This window comes from Shewanella sp. W3-18-1 (assembly GCF_000015185.1).
GTDB lineage: Bacteria > Pseudomonadota > Gammaproteobacteria > Enterobacterales > Shewanellaceae > Shewanella > Shewanella putrefaciens.
This window is the reverse complement of record NC_008750.1, coordinates 3,981,184-3,998,714: the sequence shown is the minus strand read 5'-3', so window position 1 is coordinate 3,998,714 and position 17,531 is coordinate 3,981,184. Positions and strand designations below refer to the sequence as shown.

13 protein-coding genes are annotated in these 17,531 nt (G+C 45.9%); 8 read left to right on the top strand and 5 right to left on the bottom strand.

Annotated features, from left to right (window positions below; all coding sequences use genetic code 11):
- Positions 1-283 precede the first annotated feature (283 nt).
- From SPUTW3181_RS18205 to SPUTW3181_RS18180, 6 genes are all read left to right on the top strand, one after another.
- Positions 284-3,955, top strand: a complete 3,672-nt coding sequence (locus SPUTW3181_RS18205) for an ATP-binding protein (RefSeq protein WP_011790752.1) — start codon at positions 284-286, stop codon at positions 3,953-3,955.
- Between the two features lie 112 nt (positions 3,956-4,067).
- Positions 4,068-4,721 carry a hypothetical protein gene (locus tag SPUTW3181_RS18200; protein WP_011790751.1) on the top strand — a complete coding sequence of 218 codons (654 nt, stop codon included), beginning with the start codon at positions 4,068-4,070 and terminating at the stop codon, positions 4,719-4,721.
- Between the two features lie 48 nt (positions 4,722-4,769).
- Complete coding sequence (locus tag SPUTW3181_RS18195) at positions 4,770-5,990, top strand: hypothetical protein (protein WP_011790750.1); 1,221 nt, start codon at positions 4,770-4,772, stop codon at positions 5,988-5,990.
- Positions 5,978-6,850 carry a Wadjet anti-phage system protein JetD domain-containing protein gene (locus tag SPUTW3181_RS18190; protein ID WP_011790749.1) on the top strand — a complete coding sequence of 291 codons (873 nt, stop codon included), beginning with the start codon at positions 5,978-5,980 and terminating at the stop codon, positions 6,848-6,850. The genes SPUTW3181_RS18195 and SPUTW3181_RS18190 overlap by 13 nt, the downstream gene beginning before the upstream one ends.
- Before the next feature lie 391 nt (positions 6,851-7,241).
- The gene (locus tag SPUTW3181_RS18185; protein ID WP_011790748.1) at positions 7,242-8,486 is read left to right on the top strand and encodes a dicarboxylate/amino acid:cation symporter; all 1,245 of its coding nucleotides are present in this window, start codon (positions 7,242-7,244) and stop codon (positions 8,484-8,486) included.
- A 324-nt stretch (positions 8,487-8,810) separates the two neighbouring features.
- A complete protein-coding gene (locus SPUTW3181_RS18180) occupies positions 8,811-10,517 on the top strand; it encodes a methyl-accepting chemotaxis protein (protein ID WP_011790747.1) in 1,707 nt (568 codons plus the stop codon).
- 336 nt (positions 10,518-10,853) lie between these two features.
- Here SPUTW3181_RS18180 and SPUTW3181_RS18175 read toward each other — a convergent pair whose 3' ends face one another.
- Positions 10,854-11,342: a TIGR00645 family protein gene (locus SPUTW3181_RS18175; RefSeq protein WP_011790746.1), complete on the bottom strand. Its 489-nt coding sequence runs from the start codon at positions 11,340-11,342 to the stop codon at positions 10,854-10,856.
- Between the two features lie 279 nt (positions 11,343-11,621).
- Here SPUTW3181_RS18175 and SPUTW3181_RS18170 point away from each other — a divergent pair, with 279 nt between their 5' ends.
- Entirely contained in the window at positions 11,622-11,969 is a 348-nt protein-coding gene (locus tag SPUTW3181_RS18170; RefSeq protein ID WP_011790745.1) for a BON domain-containing protein, read from the top strand.
- Positions 11,970-12,619: 650 nt separating this feature from the next.
- On the opposite strand, the gene SPUTW3181_RS18165 is transcribed toward SPUTW3181_RS18170, so the two are convergent.
- Positions 12,620-12,958: a hypothetical protein gene (locus SPUTW3181_RS18165; RefSeq protein WP_041408252.1), complete on the bottom strand. Its 339-nt coding sequence runs from the start codon at positions 12,956-12,958 to the stop codon at positions 12,620-12,622.
- Between the two features lie 92 nt (positions 12,959-13,050).
- Here SPUTW3181_RS18165 and SPUTW3181_RS18160 point away from each other — a divergent pair, with 92 nt between their 5' ends.
- Positions 13,051-14,544, top strand: a complete 1,494-nt coding sequence (locus SPUTW3181_RS18160; RefSeq protein ID WP_011790744.1) for an anti-phage dCTP deaminase — start codon at positions 13,051-13,053, stop codon at positions 14,542-14,544.
- 319 nt (positions 14,545-14,863) lie between these two features.
- Here the strand turns inward: SPUTW3181_RS18160 and SPUTW3181_RS18155 are convergent, their stop codons facing one another.
- The 3 genes from SPUTW3181_RS18155 to SPUTW3181_RS18145 form a co-directional block, all read right to left on the bottom strand.
- Positions 14,864-16,366, bottom strand: a complete 1,503-nt coding sequence (locus SPUTW3181_RS18155; protein ID WP_011790088.1) for an IS66-like element ISShes9 family transposase — start codon at positions 16,364-16,366, stop codon at positions 14,864-14,866.
- 80 nt (positions 16,367-16,446) lie between these two features.
- Positions 16,447-16,797: an IS66 family insertion sequence element accessory protein TnpB gene (tnpB, locus tag SPUTW3181_RS18150; RefSeq protein WP_011790089.1), complete on the bottom strand. Its 351-nt coding sequence runs from the start codon at positions 16,795-16,797 to the stop codon at positions 16,447-16,449.
- Positions 16,794-17,129 (bottom strand): hypothetical protein, encoded by a 336-nt coding sequence (locus SPUTW3181_RS18145; RefSeq protein WP_014611559.1) that lies wholly within the window; start codon positions 17,127-17,129, stop codon positions 16,794-16,796. Before SPUTW3181_RS18145 ends, tnpB begins: the two co-directional genes overlap by 4 nt.
- Positions 17,130-17,531: the final 402 nt, after the last annotated feature.

Genomic DNA, 17,531 nt, shown 5'->3' with positions numbered 1-17,531 from the left:
GCCGCTTTGTTAGCCGTCCATTTGGGCTAAGTTGTCGTATCATTGGCCGCTTAACATTGGCCTAGCTATGGGGTTAGGTTTTTGCTGAGCAATGGGCTGAGATGTGAGCTAAGGCATTAGTGCATCGCCGCTTAATTGCCAATACACTGTGATTGCCTTATTTTAGGGGCACTATTTTTAGGCCACGATTTTAACGTCAGTGGCCCTCTTGGATTGTTTTCTCTTATTTGTGTAGAAACTTCTGCAGCTTAGATAAGACTCTCCTGTTTGCATAAGGAATGAAATGGCAAGCTTGATTCGTATTGTGCTGATTGACACGCACCTTCCGGGCGTGGTGGAACTCGCCCTCAATGGCCATACCAACATTTGTGGTACTAACGCCTCGGGTAAAACGACATTACAACGTTTAGTCCCTGTTTTTTATGGTGAATACCCAAGCCGCGTGGTGCCTTCGACCCGCGACAGTTTCGAGCGTTGGTACTTGCCACACGATTCAAGCTACATCATTTACGAATATCAAAAGGCCGATGGCTTACTGTACCAAGCTGTACTGGCCTCGGCGGGCGATGGTAAGGGCGTTAACTATCGTTTTATCGCCAAAGGTTTTGAGTTAAGTGATTATATTAAATCGCAAAATGGCGACACTATTCTGTGCCACACCATGGCGGAATTAGGCCGTGATTTAAAACGTGCCGGCATCGCCACCACTAATTTGCTTAATACCCGTGAATATCGCGCCATTATTCAAAACGATCGCACCCTATTAAGCACGGGCAGTAATCGCAGCGAACTACGCGGTTATGCACGCCAATTTGCCCTGTGTGAGGGTGAGCATTCCCTGCGCCACATCGAAAAACTCGCTAAAGCGGTGCACTCCAAAGAAGGCAAGATGGAGACGGTCAAATCCATGATCGCCGCCATTTTAGAGGAAGATGGGGTTAATCCGCCCAGCTCACGTTTGAATCCGCAGCGCGTTGAAGCGTGGATCCGTGAAAGCCAACTTATCCAAGGCTTTGAAGTCATTCGTCCTGAGTTTGAGAAACTTGAACAAGAATTTAACCAACTGCTCAGCGCCGAACTGCGTTTATCAAGTCTGTCTCGCGGTTATCGAAACGATGAAACCTTAGAAGCCGATCGCCAAGATAGGGAGCAAACCCTAGCTAAGGAATTGAATTTAAAGCTTCGCTTATTAGATGAAGAATGGAAAGAGCAGCGCGATGAGCTAAACCTCGACTTATCTGCCGCTAAGGGCGATGTGGCAAAGTGCGAGTATGAACTCGATGCGATTGAAAATCAGCATGCCGCCTTTTTAGATGCCAACATCGAAGAGGCTAAAGCTGATTTAGAGATGCTACCAAACTGGCGCAACGATGTTGAAAACTTAAGTGAACGTCATAAGCTGCAAACCGAGAAACACCAAGATATTGAGGCGGCCTACAATGCCCGTCGTAGCAAGATTGGCGAGCAGTTAAACCGTGAATTAGAAAGTCTGCACAGCGACCAAGACAAGCAGCGCGAAGCCCGCGATAAACAGCGCGAGGTGGCGCGCGCCGATATTGATGCCTTAGAAGCGCAATGGCGCAACCAAATCGATGCGGGTAAGGCCAGCTTTAGCGAGCAGGAATACCAATTTAAACTCACAGCCGCCGAGCTTAAATTACGTGTCGATGGTGTGACTTACACCGAAGAAGAAAAGTTAAGCCTCGCGATTTTCGACGAACGTATTCACCGCGCCGATGAAGAGCAAGAAAGCTGCAATGTTAAGGTCGAGCGTCTTGCCAGCGATGAGCGCAAACTCAGATCTAAGCGCGATCAAGCCAATGAAGCCTTGCGTATCGCCAGTTTAAGGGTGAATGAGCGCCAAGCCGAACTGGATGAACTGCACCATATGCTGTTCCCCGAGTCCCACACCCTATTGGAATTCTTACGTAAAGAAGCCCAAGGTTGGGAGCAAAGTTTAGGGAAAGTGATTGCGCCAGAACTGTTGCATCGTACCGATTTACACCCGAGTGTAACAGGCTCTGGTGACACCCTGTTTGGGGTGCATTTAGATCTTAAAGCCATCGATGTGCCTGAATATGCCGCCTCTGAGCAAGAGCTGCGTATTCGCTTAAGCAAAGCCGAAGAAGCGTTACAAAGTGCTCAGGAACTACAAACCGAGGCGGAATCACAATTAATTTCGATTAATGGCGAGCTGGATAATCTCAGCCGTGAACTGACCTTTGCCCGCACGGCGTACAAAAATAGCCGTGACGATCTGCGTCGACTATTCGATGAAAAGCGCAGCGAGCAAGACAAAATCAACAAAGCATTGAGTGAGCGCAAAGCCCATGCTGGGCAAAGACTGACTCAACTTGATGGTGAGCTAAAACAGCTTAAACATCAGCACGAACTCTGGCTCGAAGATCAAAAAGAGCAAGCGCTAGAAGCGCGCATGGAAAAGAATGCCTATTGGCAGGAAGTCATCGGTGCGCTCGACAATCAACTCGGCCAAATTAAAGCGACCATTGAAGGACGTCGTGAAAGTGCCAAAATCGAGCAGAAGGCCTGCGAGACTTGGTACAAAAACGAGCTTAAATCCCGCGGTGTGGATGAGGATAATATCCTCAAACTTAAGCAACAAATTCGCGAGTTAGAAACCAAAATCAGCCGCGCCGAGCAGCGCCGCAGCGACGTACTGCGCTTCGACGATTGGTATCAGCACACTTGGCTGATACGTAAACCTAAACTGCAAACTCAGCTTAGTGATGTAAAGCGCGCCGTATCGGAAATCGATCAACAGCTTAAGGCTAAAACCTTAGAGGTGAAGACCCGTAGGCAAAAATTGGATACCGAGCTTAAGGCATCCAATGCGGCGCAGGTGGAAGCCTCTGAAAACTTAACAAAGTTACGTGCTGTGATGCGTAAACTCGCCGAGCTTAAGTTACCAACCAATAACGAAGAAGCCCAAGGCAGCCTAGGCGAGCGTCTGCGCCAAGGTGAAGATTTGCTGCTAAAACGCGATTACTTGATGGGTTCGGTGAAGCAATATGTGGAGCATTTTGACTCAGTGATCGCCAGCAAGTCAGGTTCAGGTCTTGCCGAAACTTGGGAGCGTGCCCGTGAAGAATCGAGCTTTATCAACGACAAAGGTATTCGTCTGCTGGATTACCGCAAGTTAGTGCCACAACTTGAACAATTGCTAAACGTAATAGTGCCGCAATCGATTATGGCGCTGCGTGAGCAGGGACGGATTTTTGGTGTCGACTTGACCGCCTTCTACGATGTACTCGCCGATATCGACCGCCGCATTGCCTCCCAAAGTGCGCGCATTACCCGCGAAGTGGGCGAAGAGTTATTCCTCGATGGCGTGTCTGAATCGGCGGTACGTATTCGCTCGCGCATCAGTGAGTTAGAGTTCTGGCCTGAGCTTGAGCAGTTCGTCAAAGCCTTTAAACATTGGAAAGCCGATGGCTTTAATGGCTTGCCCGATGAGGATTATACCAACAGTATGCGCCGCGCCTTAGACATTATCGGCCGCGCTGCATTAACGGGGGGGATCTCTAAGTTGCTGGAAATCGAGCTGCGCCTTAAAGAAGGTAACAGCGACTTAATCATCCGCACCGATAGACAACTTAATGAATCCTCAAGCCACGGTATGGCATATCTGATTTTGTGTAAGTTCTTGTTGGCATTCACGCGCTTGCTGCGTGGCCGCGCCGATGTGACCATTCATTGGCCAATCGATGAGCTGGGCACTTTGCACCATACCAACGTGAAGAAGATTTTCGATGCCTGTGAAAACAACAATATTTCTGTGCTGGGCGCCTTCCCTAATCCTGAGTCTGAGGTGCTGAACTTGTTCGCCAACCGTTACATTATCAACAAACAAACCAAGAAGTTGCAGGTGGTTAAGCCTAAGGTCAACCCAATTGCAGACATGTTGAATAAGCGTTTGTCGAAGGAGGCCATCTAATCATGCTTGAATTAAAACAAACCAAGATGTTGCAGCTGGTAAAACCTAAGGCTAACGTGAAAAGCGCAATTGCCGACATGTTGAATAAGCGTTTGTCGAAGGAGGCCATCTAATGAGCGATGCAACCCAAACCGTATTAGTTGGCACTGGCGCTTTGATTGAACTGTTACTCAAGGGCGAGTTTATTTGCCGCACCACCAATGAAGAAGGCTGGCGCGCCCTTAAAAATAGCAGCACCCGCGAGCGGGTCGAGGCCTATCTCAATCAAATCAACCGTACCGTGGCGTCCGCCGCCGAAGGCGATGTGTTCTTCTGCGGTTACTTACAGTTAGGCGATGCCGAACGCAAAGTGATTTCATCGCAGTTTAAAGATATCTGTCAGGCATTGATCCCGCTGGTGGAATGGTTGGTATTAGTGCAAGAAGCCAGTGGTCAAGATGCGCCGCTGAGCGAAGGTGCGCCCGTGCGGTTAACCGAGCTGCAAAGCCGTATCGAAGACACGCCGGCGTTCCGTGAGCAGCTAGCCAAACTCAGTCAATATCGTTTATTTGGCTCGACCAGTACCAATAGCGATGCACAAATCAAATTAGTCTTCAAACGCTTAGTCGAACTCGGCTATTTAGTACGCCCCAATGCGGAGAAGCAAATCTATATCGCCACGGGTAAGCTGGATTATCTGTATGAAGTCATTCGTTTTATCGATGAAACCGAAGGTTTAAGCCTAGAAGCGCAGGCGGAAACAGCGACCCAGCGGGACTTAATCTAATGTTGGCACTGTTAAACCTAGGTAAAAGCTGTGACCAAGGAGGCCATGATGAGCAGTAACTTACATCAGGCGGGTGTGAAACTGCTCAAGCAGTTAGGTCGCCATGCTGACATTATTATGGACACCTATTTGGCAGGCTCTCTTAACGAGGATGCGCACGATCCAAGCGTGGTCGAAAAGCTTAAACAGGCAGGGATTTTATGGCGGCCAGAGCCAGATCAGGAGCTGCGGCTTAAGCGTTCTGTGCGTGCCTTACTCGAAGAAGGTTTAAGTGACGAGCGCAATCGCCAAATCGACTCTAATGTCGGTTCGGCCTTAGCGACCATTAAAACCTTGGCCGATCATTATAAAGAGGCGCGTCATAGCTCAGACTACAGCGCCGCCGAGGCCTATTTATCAGATTTAAGCGAGCATGTTTATAGCTTCGCTGATAGTCTGCGTTATTCGATTCGTGTGCTCTGGGGCCGCATTAATAACGAGTTCGGTTACGTCGGTACGATCAACGCTAAGATCCGCGAAAACGAATTAGCTCAAAGCCAAGTGTCTGAATTGCTTAATGGCTTAGAGATGTTTCAGTTTAGTGAGCTCGGCGAAATCGCAGGCGATATCCGTGAACTGCGCAAACTCTTAGTGACGACTTTGCAAGAAACCATGAGCGACTGCGCCCAGGAACTGAGCGTAGTGCAGGGGCGTTTACTCGAACTCTTAGGCCGCTTTAGGCAAATCCGTGGGCGTACCCGTTTGCTCAAGGGCTGGTTGCTCTACACTGATTTGCATCCGGATTATCGGCCTGCGGACCATGTGTCCCACAAGGAAATCCCGAGTCTATTTAATCGCGCTGAAATCTTGCTCGCGCCTGCATCGGTTGATGTACATAACGCCAGCCAAGAACTGGAGTTGATGGGCATAGTGGCGCACATTAAAGCTATTAGTCGTCATCCCGTGATTGCGGCGGTGCGTGAGCATGATGTATCCGTTTCTATCACCCAAAGTGAAGACTTTGATGTGCCGGATAATCCGCTTAAACAAGCGGTGGATGAGTATTTCGTCGATGTGATTGAGTCTGGCCTGCGCCAATCGGCGCTGGAATATCTGGCGGATAAAGCGCTGCCTTGGGACGCCGAAAGCTGGATTTATCAAGTGATTGGTGGCTACGAAGGTCTGCCCGATGAACACAAGGCTTATTTTGAGCTTGAGCCATTGGGTGAACCGCATCCCATCTATAGCGGCAACTTTATTATTCGCGATGTTGAGTTATGGCTCGCCTAGGCCAGCAACAATTACAACTGTTGGAGAACGCTTTTATTAAGCGTTCTCCCAAGGTTAAGCTCACGGCTAACTGGCGCGCGATTTACCGCGAGTTAGAAGTGGGTGAGTTAGACGAGTCTGAAAAGTATCTATGTTTCGCACCCAAAGATTTTGATCTATTAAGGCAAGGCGTGTTGGCGCTAATGGGGCTTGATTTAAGGCAGCTTGATTTCAATATCGATCGCATGGCGATGTCCGCTAAAAGTCACGATGAAAAGCTCGCTAAGATCCGCCCCGAAGCCGAATACGTTTTGATGAAGTATCTGGGTTTCGGATCTTCACCATTTGGGATTTCAACACGCACATCACTGCGTATTCCATTGGATGAAGCACAAAAGCATTGCCATGAACTCAATGTCGCAACCATCCTAGTGGTTGAAAACTTAGATGTATTTGATGTTATCCATCAAGCGCGTTTACCACAGGATTTAACTCATGTGATGGTTATCTACCGTGGTAGCGGTCATCATTCCCCGATTGGCGTGCGGCATTTTTTGCAAGCGATGGCAGATAAATTGCCGATCATTGCCTTTACCGACTTAGATCCCGCAGGGTTACAAATCGCCCATACCTTAACGGGCGTGACTCATTGGCTTGTGCCACAACTTGCGCTGACAGCACCTGCTGAGTTATTGGCGATAGCACAAATTAATTCTACTGATGATTTTGACAAGCAAGCGAAACAGGCTAAGTATTTGCAAAATGCCGAGTTAAAGCATTGGCAAAAATTAGCCGTTTGGCTAAATCAACATCGTATTAGTATCAAACAGCAGCACCTGCTGCATCATCGGCTTGAGCTAGTACTACTGGCATACAGTTAACCTTTATCCTTCCCCATCTCTCTGTAAAATTCGATATTTGTAGTTTTAAATGCTAATTAAAGTATTTATTCAGTTTTTAAATCTAGTGTTATCCTAATAAAACCCTTGAATCGTGAGTTTTTTGTTTGATTACTGTTATTGTTTTGATTTTAAAATAAAGTGATTAACTGAGTGTTTATTATTCAGTTGTTTTTATTTCATTTAAAATCATATTAATAGAAGTTTTTTGTGATGTGCTTTGCTTAATTTGAAATTAAATAAGTAAATTTATTCATTGAATTTACTACCAGCATGTTTCACTATCCCCGCCTGAGCCAAAAATGGATTGGCAATTGTGCTCATCATGGAAGATGAATAACAAATAAATGACCTTTCTGGGGAAACCACAAGCATGATGAAATCACTTTCGACGCGGATCTTTATTGGTCTGTTTGCCGGCCTTATTTTCGGCACAATAGTGCAATACTTCTTAAACGATATCGGTTTTTTCTCGGGCAATTTAGTGGAGCTTGCCAGTGGCGTTGGCACTATGTTCGTCAATATGATCATGATGTTGGTTGTGCCACTCGTGTTCGTGAGCATCGTTTGCGGTGTCTGTGAGCTGCAAGATCTCAAAAGTTTTGGCCGTTTGGGCGGTAAGACCTTCGGTTTTTATATCATCAATACCTTTGTCGCAATCGCGACGGCATTATTAGTGGCACTGCTACTCGAACCCGGTAAAGGCGTGGATATGAGCAGCACAGACGGTGTAGCCATTACCGCAACAGAGTTGCCAAGTCTGATGGCGCTGGTGATCGACATAGTCCCGCGTAATCCAGTGGCGGCTTTTATGTCGGGCAATATGTTGCAAGTGATCTTTATGGCGTTAATGCTCGGTGGTGTGATCAAATCCCTCGGTGAGCATGTCACTGGCGCGGTGCAAGGGTTTCAAACCGCCAATAAAATTATGATGAAGCTGATTTCTGTGGTGATGAATCTTGCGCCCTATGGTGTATTTGCCCTGATGTTTAAACTCGGCGCGACCTTAGATGCTGGCGTGTTTATGAGTGTGGTTGAGTATATGGTGCTGATCCTCGCGCTGCTGCTACTGTGGATTTTTGTGGTTTATCCTATGGCTGTGGGATTCTTTACTCCCATTTCAGCCAAAACCTTCCGCGAGAAGACCCAAGAGCAAGTGTTATTTTCACTCTCGACCGCAAGCTCAAATGCGACTATTCCTGTGACTATGCGTACTTTAACGGACAAGTTAGGCGTGAACCGTGCTGTTGCTGGTTTTGGTGTGCCGCTGGGTGCGACCATGAACATGGGCGGTGTGGCGATTTATATCACAGTCGCGATTTTCTTTGTCGCCAACGCCTTTGGTATGCCAATAACCACTGAGCAATTGCCTTCGCTGCTGTTTAGTATCTTTTTATTATCCGTTGGGGCGGGCGGTGTGCCCGGTGGCGGTATGGTGATGATAGGTGTGTTAATCCATCAAATGGGTTTACCGATAGAAGCCTTTGCGATTGTGGCAGCGCTGGATCGTATTATCGATATGGTGCTGACATCCTGTAACGTGGTCGGTGATACTGCAGTGTTGACCATAGTGGATCAAACTGAGAAAGTGCATCAGCTTGAGTTAGCGAAGAGCTAACGCCACTCATTTATACGCTATAAAATGATATGCAATAAAGCAAAAAGCCACTGATATCAGTGGCTTTTTTTGTTAGGTGAATTGAAGGTTGTATGGATTTATTTAGCTGTCTTTGGCTTTTATGATGAGGGTGAATCTTGTGCTTAAGGTGAGCTTGTTTGGTTCTAATGTTTCAATACGGCCTTTATCGTGCCTAAAAATCCGATATTTCCAAGCTGAGTCAGATGCATGGAGTATTTTTATCAAATTAAAAGTGGTTAAATAAATGTAACTTAAACCATACTGGTTTATAACCTTGAATCATTTGAAAAATTAGGGGGCACCATGACTGGATTTTGGCAGACAGTAGGGGGGCGATTACTCAGCATTCCGTTACTGGCATTGCTGGGTTTCGTGGTGCTGGGCATCATGGAGCTAAACGCACTTAACCAGAGTTTGACTAAGGGGAGGGAAGATCGCGTTGTGGCGATCATTGATAGCAGCCTGAGTATCGTTAAACATTATCAGACACTGGAGCAAAGCGGTGCATTAAGCACTGAGCAAGCGCAGCAGCAGGCCATGTCGACCATTAAGGCCATTCGTTATGATGGTACTGAATATATTTGGATTAACGATACCGGTCGGCCTATCCCCAAAATGGTTATGCATCCAACCGTATCCACTTTAGACGGCACCGTACTGGACAAACCCAACTTTCATCACGCGACCTTAATGCGTAACCGTGATGGCAGCCAACAACAAACACTGAGCAACGCCAACTTGTTTGTCAGTTTTGTTGACGTTATCGACCGTTATGGCAATGGTTTTGTTGAGTACCAATGGCCTAAACCCTTAAAAGGTGGGGGAGTGACGCAGGAGCGTTATACCAAGTTGTCCTATGTGGCAAAAGATGACAAATGGGGCTGGGTGCTCGGTTCTGGAATTTATATTGATGATGTTAAAGCGGCCTTCTGGGAAGTCGCTATGAGAGTTGGGTTGGTCGTCGTGGTTATTATGGCCCTGACAGTTGGTGTGTCTTTGTATATCCGCCGCTGGTTATTGCAGGCACTAGGTGGGGAACTGGCGACAACCAAAGCACTGGTGCAGCAGGTTGCGGCGGGTGATTTCTCAGTGAACTTTGGGTTAAAGCCGGGTGATAACGACAGCTTGTTGGCGGCATTAAGTGGCCTTATCAGCCAGTTGCGCAGTATTATCGGCCAGCAATCGGCAATGGCTGAGCAATTGGTCAAGCAATCAGAGGTACTTGAGGACACCAGCCAACAGACGCAGCATATTTTACAAAGTGTGATGGACCAAACTGCTCAAGTGGCTACCGCGGTCAATGAAATGACCTCGACTTGTGAGGATATGGCCCGCAGCGCGACTCTGGCCGCTAAAGCGACCAGAGATGCTGACACTGAAGCCAAAAACGGCGTGACATCCGTAGGCCAAACGATAACGGCCATTGATGCGCTTAAAGTAAAACTGGAGCAAGTCTCTGATGTGATAGGGCAGTTGTCTAAACGTGGCGATGAAATTGGTGCGGTCACCGATGTTATCGGTGCGATTGCGGAGCAGACCAATCTATTGGCATTAAATGCGGCGATAGAAGCGGCGCGTGCTGGAGAAATGGGGCGCGGATTTGCTGTTGTGGCCGATGAAGTGCGTACCCTTGCTAGCCGCTCTCAGGCGTCAACTCAGGATATCAATAGGCGTATTCAAGGCATTCAGCAAGACTCTGCCAACGCCGTGCAATCGATGGCGCAAAGTCGAACCGAAACGGAGCAAACGATAGTCTGTTCTCAGCAGGCCAGCGAGGCGCTAACCCGCATTAACACTGCCGTGTCGAGCATTACCGATGTCAACGATCAATTGGCCAGCGCCACAGAACAACTGGCCGTTGTGTCGGGTACGATTAATCAAAATATGGAGAATATTGCGCAGGCGGTGGAAAACACCAATGCAAAATCTTCAGAACTATCGACTGCCAGCCATCAACTACGGAACATGGCTAGTGATATGAAAAAGTCACTGAGTGGCTTTAGGTTATAAGCGGTAGAATAAGCATAGATGTAGATAACCATAGATATTGATGCCGAGCTAAGGCTTGGCATCAATATCTATGCGGGAGTGAGATGATGGCGAGAGTATTCCCGCCTTCGACCCCGGCACCAGACTGATTATGGAATACCCTCTTGTGTTAATTTAGCCGCGGCAGTGGTAAAACCTGCCGAGGCTAAGTCTGAAGGAATCGCTCTGAACGGGGCTCTTACTTAAATGGGATAATGTCTAGATATAACGCGGGGGATTGGAGCTTATATTTTCCCCGCAGTCCGTCTTCTTTCACTCTGAAATTCATAATCTTACAGGTGCACCCATTTAGCGTGCTTATTTACGGGTTATTTTATCTAAATATCCCATAGCAAAGGCAGATAAGACAAAAGTGATATGGATCAGCAAGTACCACATAATCTTGTCATTGGAAATATTCTCAACATTCATAAATATTTTGAGCAAATGAATGGACGAAATAGCCACAATAGAGGCAGCGACTTTGTTTTTCAGCGAGCCGGAATCCAGTTTGCCAAGCCAGCTTAATTTTTCGCTATCTTCACCTACATCTAATTGTGAGACGAAATTCTCATAGCCAGAAAACATCACCATCACAATAAGCCCGCCTACAAGCGTGATATCAATCAGTGACAGCGTGACTAGCACTAAGTCCACTTCGCGCATCTCAAAAATGATAGGCAAAACATGAAAGATTTCTTGAAAGAATTTAATGCCTAAACCTAATAAGACGAGGCTTAATCCCAAATAAATCGGCGCCATAATCCAGCGCGATGCATACATTAGCCTTTCAAATATTTTTTCCATCAAAAATTTAACCCTTTATATAAGATACAGTAGAAGTCAATCGAATCATTTAAGCTAAAACAATAGCATAATGCACTTTCGGTTCGCCATTATACAATAGCAGAGGGGATGAAATGCCATCTATTATGGAGCTCCCATTTGTCGCACGACTACGCTGTACTTACCGCTTACTTAATGTCACCCCATAACTTGGTATGTCTGTCAGCGCACAGAGCCAGAGCTATCGTTATTGCATTATGGTTATTACCCTGCACTTTTTGCAGTGTGAAGGAGCTTATAATGCAAACACTAAAACGTACGTTCGTAACTGCTGGTATAGTGCTAGCTGGTAGTCTGTTGCTTAACGGCTGTGACCGTGGAAATGTTAATGCTCAAAGCGGTTCACCGGATTTAACCGTGACAACCGAGGATGGCACTGGTGATGATGTAAAAATAACCACCGCAGTTAATACCGCGCTGATGGCCGATGCGCAGTTAAAAGATTTTGATATTCAGATAGAAACTCGCAAGGGTGATGTCATGCTTTCCGGTAAGGTAGACACCCAAGCTCAAAAAGACCAGGCTAAACTGGTAACTGCAGCAACCTCAGGTGTGCACTCAGTAAACAATCAACTGAAAGTAAAGTAAACAATGTCAGTAAAGCTGCAGGTTTAATTCGCTGAATAGAAAGGCGACAAACCGGATAGGTAGATCTTTCTGATCTAAATCCACCACTAATGCCACGCAATACCAATCCCCGCCGACCTTGCTGCGGGGCGTTGGCCCTCTTGATTTATAAAATGTGTAAGCCCAGCCATGGTCACTCACGCAGGCCTTGCGGCTGCTGTGGCAGATTTGTGCTTTGGAGTTTGTACCTGTCGTGACTTTCTTTGCGCCACATTTCGCACTTGCTACGTAGCTTTTGGCTTTGTGGTCTTACGACCGAGGTGAATTAAGGGGCTTCACCCCACACCCGATAATAGTGCTGGTTTGTTTGGTGTTGAATTGGCAAGGTTATCGCTGTGAGTATGTTAGCAATTGCGGCCTTACGTCCGAGGTAAGTCAAAGTCGTGGGGCTTCACCCCACACCCGACCAAGGAGGACTGCTCGTCCTATCCTCCTTGGATGCTCCTTGACGCCCCTAACGGAGTTGAAAGCCCCTTGGGCATTAAGCGTCCTTATGCTATCGCGTCAGACGCTCGTCCCTGATTCGACTGACGCTATCTCGGCATCCATGCCTCGCTCACGCAACGAACGCAAATGCCCTGCGGCAACTCCGAGGGGAAGGTGAGCTCTTTTCACTTTGGTGTTGTTTGTAAGCCATCTAAAGCAACCTGAATGATACCTAGCATCTCTTGTAGAAAATTTAACAATGGGTGGCTCGTTAAACTCTCTGATAGGCAGGATGCCTGAATGTCGTGAAGTGCATGGTCAATGACGTTCCATACATCATTCTGACATTTCCCATTTCCCATTTCCCTATGGGTCTGATGCACGAGAACGACCATGCCTCGCTCACGCAACGAACGCAAATGCCCTGCGGCAACTCCGAGGGGAGGGTAAACTTCTGTGATATCGGCGTTTGCTGTTAATCCCAAAAGAGTTATGCCTGTGCCATCTTTCGATGCCAACAACACAATCAATTTACTCTTGCTCGACTTTGTCGTAAGTTTGTTAAAATAGTGTTTTTTATGTGTCTACTCGGTTATTGAAGGACTTAATTCTTAATATGGATACTTATGCACCTGACAGTGAGGTCATTATTGGACTTGTTACACCAGTTGGTGTGAATTATGACGATATAAGTTCTCGTTTTGAAACATTTTTAACTCGGTACAGATACAAGCTAAATTGGCTTCACCTTAGTAAATTGATGGCAGAACTGATTGAGAATGGTGAGGTTGGCTTCGTTTCAGAAGATGAACGACTTCAAAATGCTATGGCTTTAGGTAATCGTTTACGGAAAGACTATAAAAGAGACGACATTATGGCTCTTGTGGCCATTAATTCGATTCTTTCAAAGCGTGAAAGAGAGGCTGATAGAAGTAAACCTCTTTTTCGGACTGCCCATATTATTCGTTCTTTAAAGCATCCTGATGAAGTGGAAACTCTACGGACTGTTTACGGGAAAGGCTTTGTCTTAATAGGCATAACTGCCGATGAAGAGAGCCGTATAAAATATCTTATGGAACAAAAAGGAATTGAAACTAGAGAAAAAGCTCAGGAGCTCATAGAGCGTGACGATAGAGAAAATGATTTATCAACTGAATATGGCGAGCACGGACAGTCAACTCGCGATGTATTCCAACTTTCAGACTTCTTTTTAACTATTGATACTGTAGAGGAGTTCGATGAGCAGCTACAGCGGATTCTTAGTATTTTATTTGCTAAACCTGTTGTATCACCGAATCTAGATGAATATGCAATGTTTCTTGCGTATGCAGCTTCTCTACGTTCTGCAGATTTATCTCGACAAGTAGGTGCTGTAGTTGTGGGAGTCTCTGGTGATATTATTTCAACAGGGGCTAATGATGTCCCTCAAAAAGGGGGCGGACTCTATTGGCCTGGGATTAATGATCAGCGAGATTATGTCAAAGGATGCGATACAAATGAGCAGGAAAAAAAGGCTATTAGTTTAAAAATTTTAAAAGAATTTGATGCTTATAATAATACTGTTTCCGAAGATGAAAATTATAAAATCGCGAAAAAACGCTTAAAGCAGACAGGTATACTGGATATCACAGAGTATGGTCGCGCTGTGCATGCTGAAATGGAAGCGTTGATGTCTGCTGCACGTACGGGGATCTCAGTTTTGGGAGCCACGCTATACACAACCACTTTCCCATGCCACAATTGCGCCAAGCATATTGTTGCTGCAGGCGTTGGTAAAGTTGTGTTTATTGAGCCCTATCCAAAGAGTTTTGCAACAAAGTTGCATAGTGACTCAATAAAAGTTGATAGGTTCAATGGTGACGAAACGAAAGTGCACTTTTATCCGTTTGCAGGGGTTGGACCAAGAAAATTTATTGACCTATTCTCAATGAAGTTAGGTAATGGAAGGAAGCTTATTCGCAAATCTGCGGGTCATCTTGCTGACTGGAAAAGAGAAACAGCAGAACTAAGAATCCCTTTAGTTCCATTATCATACTTAGAGAGTGAATTTATTCTTGATGCAGAGCTTCAAGATATTTTACAAGAACATAAGGACAAGCAAAATGATTAAAAGTAACTCTGCTCAAGTAGTTAGAGGCTTACCTTTATGGATGCAAAACTATCGTCTTACATCAAATTCTCCTCAGAAAAATGTAAATAGTTTGCCCTCTTCCACAGAGAGCTCAAAAAGTCGAAAAAGTTAAGTAGGTAGTATTTTATCCAATTGATTAAATACATTTTTATTTAATTTTAAGAATAATTGGCTTTCTCAACCTAAGTTCATACAATTGTGCAGATGATACTCATTCCCTGCGAAGTTGCCGTGGGGCGTTGGAATAAATTGCGTGAGTCCGGTCATGGATGAAAGGTAAGCGTCCGGGCAACTACACCTATCTTTTAAAATTCCATGGTAACAGGCTGTCTATATCCGGTGCTGGTTGGCACAGTTCATTAAGGCAAGCCATGATGTAATCAAATGGCACTAAGCCATTAACCTTTGCGGTTTCCACAATGCTGTAAAGCGTGGCACTGGCATGAGCCCCATTAGCTGTCTGACTGAATAACCAATTTTTTCGACCAATCACAAACGGTTTTACCGCTCGCTCTGCACGATTATTATCAATACTCAATCTGCCATCATCAACATAACGAATAAGTTTGTGCCATTGATTAGCCAGGTAATTAGCCGCCTCTATCAGTTTGGTATTACCCACTAAATTCGGTTGGTTTTGCTCAAGCCATGCTTTTAGCTTGTCCAGTATAGACACACTGACTGCTTGTCTTGTCGTGTATTTATCATCCGCACTTTTATCTTTAACGCGTGACTCAACGCCGTACAGTTTTTGGATAAGGCTCAATACCACATCCGCTTTGCCGGTTTTATTTTTACCTTGCAGCTTTTTGGCTTCAATAAATTTACGACGCGCATGCGCCCAGCAGCCAGTTAAGGTTGCCTGTGTTTTTTCATAAGCTTGATAACCATCTACGTGCAAGTACCCTTGATATCCATCAAGATAATTAACCACGCACGCGGCCGCGCGACTATTGTGAAAATCGTAAAGCACGATATTAGGGATAGGATTATTCGGGTCTGGTGAATCTCGACCTGAGCAATACACCCACATGTAGCTGTTCACTTTATCGGATTTCACCACCTTTAATGGCGTTTCATCGGCAAACAGCGTGGGCTGCTTTAACAGTTCGGCTTTAAGTCGCTCAACTAGTGGCGCGAAGAGTGCGGCGGATTTGTCTATCCAGCTGCTCATGGTCTGGCGACTGAGCTCAATACCGTATTGCTTGAACATCGCTTCCTGGCGATAAAGCGGTAACCCGTATTGGTATTTACTGGTGATAAGCTGACTGAGCAAACTGCTCGTCGCGATACCTTTATTAATCGGCATTGCAGGCATTGGTGCTTGTTTTATTGGCGTATTCGTCGAGGATTTATCACAGTGACGGCACGCGTATTTAGGCCGAATGTGCTCAATGACTTTTATTTGCGCTGGGATAAACTCAAGCTTTTCTGACTTATCTTCACCCATTTTATGTAGCTCACCGCCACAGCAATCACAGGTTTTATCTTCAATGTCGTGGATAACTTGCTCACGGGGTAAGTCTTTTGGCAGTGGCTTACGCACCGGTTTTTTGCGGGTATAGCTAATGGATTGTTGCTCAGCCTCAACGGCTTCAACAATCTCTTCTACTTCATTGAATAACTCGCCTTGCCCTACAAAGCCTTCAGCACTTTTGCCAAATTGTTTTTGTTGGGCCAGGCGCCAGCGTTCTTCTAGCGCAGCTATTTGCGCATCTTTTTGTAAAGATAATTGCCGCTCATTTTCGAGCAGTTTTTCCAGTTCAGCAATGCGCTGTTGAAGGGCGAGTACATTTTTCATGACGCCTATTTTAAGGCGTCACCAGCGGGTTTCCAGTGCTAAATGAACATCCTTTGATGATCATCAATCGATCGCAAATATTAAAGTAATTGCTTACCTGCTATATCAATTTTACTGTGGCCAATGACATCATAACCCGACAATAACCAGTGTAATTGTTGCTCGGTTAATGTCATGGTGGGTGACATGAGTTTGGGCCATTTGAACTTATGCTTATCTAATCGCTTATACCACAGCGCAAAGCCGGTATTATCCCAATAAAGCAATTTGAGTTTGTCACGGCCTTTATTACAAAAGACAAATAGCGCACCACTGAGCACTGGGAGTTCAAGCTCTGCTTCCACTAAGGCGGCTAACCCATTAATCGATTTTCGAAAATCGACCACATCGGCACATACATAAACGGTGGGCACATCAACAAACATCTTCATGCCATTAGCCCTTTAATAATGGCAACGATATCGGTCGTTGCTAAATCTGCAGGTAGGGTGAGTTGGCCGGTGCGGGTATCAAACTGCAGTGTATTTTGATGAGTGTGCTCGCAGACGTCAGTGGTGGTTTGTTTTAGTTGAATAAAGCGTGATGATGTAGCGCGCGTTGGTAAGGTTATTTTTTGCTGGTTCTCAGCCTGTAAAGCACGTTGTTTATAATAAGTGGTAATCGAGACATTATGATGTTGGCAGAATTCAACATTAGTGCCACTAAACGAGCCGCGTTGTTGAAGTAGCATCTGCCACTGAGTAGTTGTTCTGTATGTTTTCATCACCTGCTCCAAATTTATCATTGAGCAGGTATTTTCAAATAGGCAGATTAATGATGCGAGGTGTGGTTCGCTAGACGGTTACGATGAAAGATCGGACAGGCACAATTCTTTCTGAATTTACAGCCCATACAGTAGCGACAGGTGTTCACCCTCCCCTCGGAGTTGCTGCAGGGCGAATAGACAAATTGCGTGAGTCTTGCCATGGATGGCAAGCTAGCTTTCGCAGGTGCAGGGATGCATGCTTCGGAAGCGGTAGCAAATTTGGCAATGAGCACAAGGGGTTTTCAACTCCGTTGGGGCGTCTTGGAGCATCCAAGGAGGATAGGACGAGCAGTCCTCCTTGGTCGGGTGTGGGGTGAAGCCCCACGACGTTAAACTTTCTCGGCCATAAGGCCGCATTTA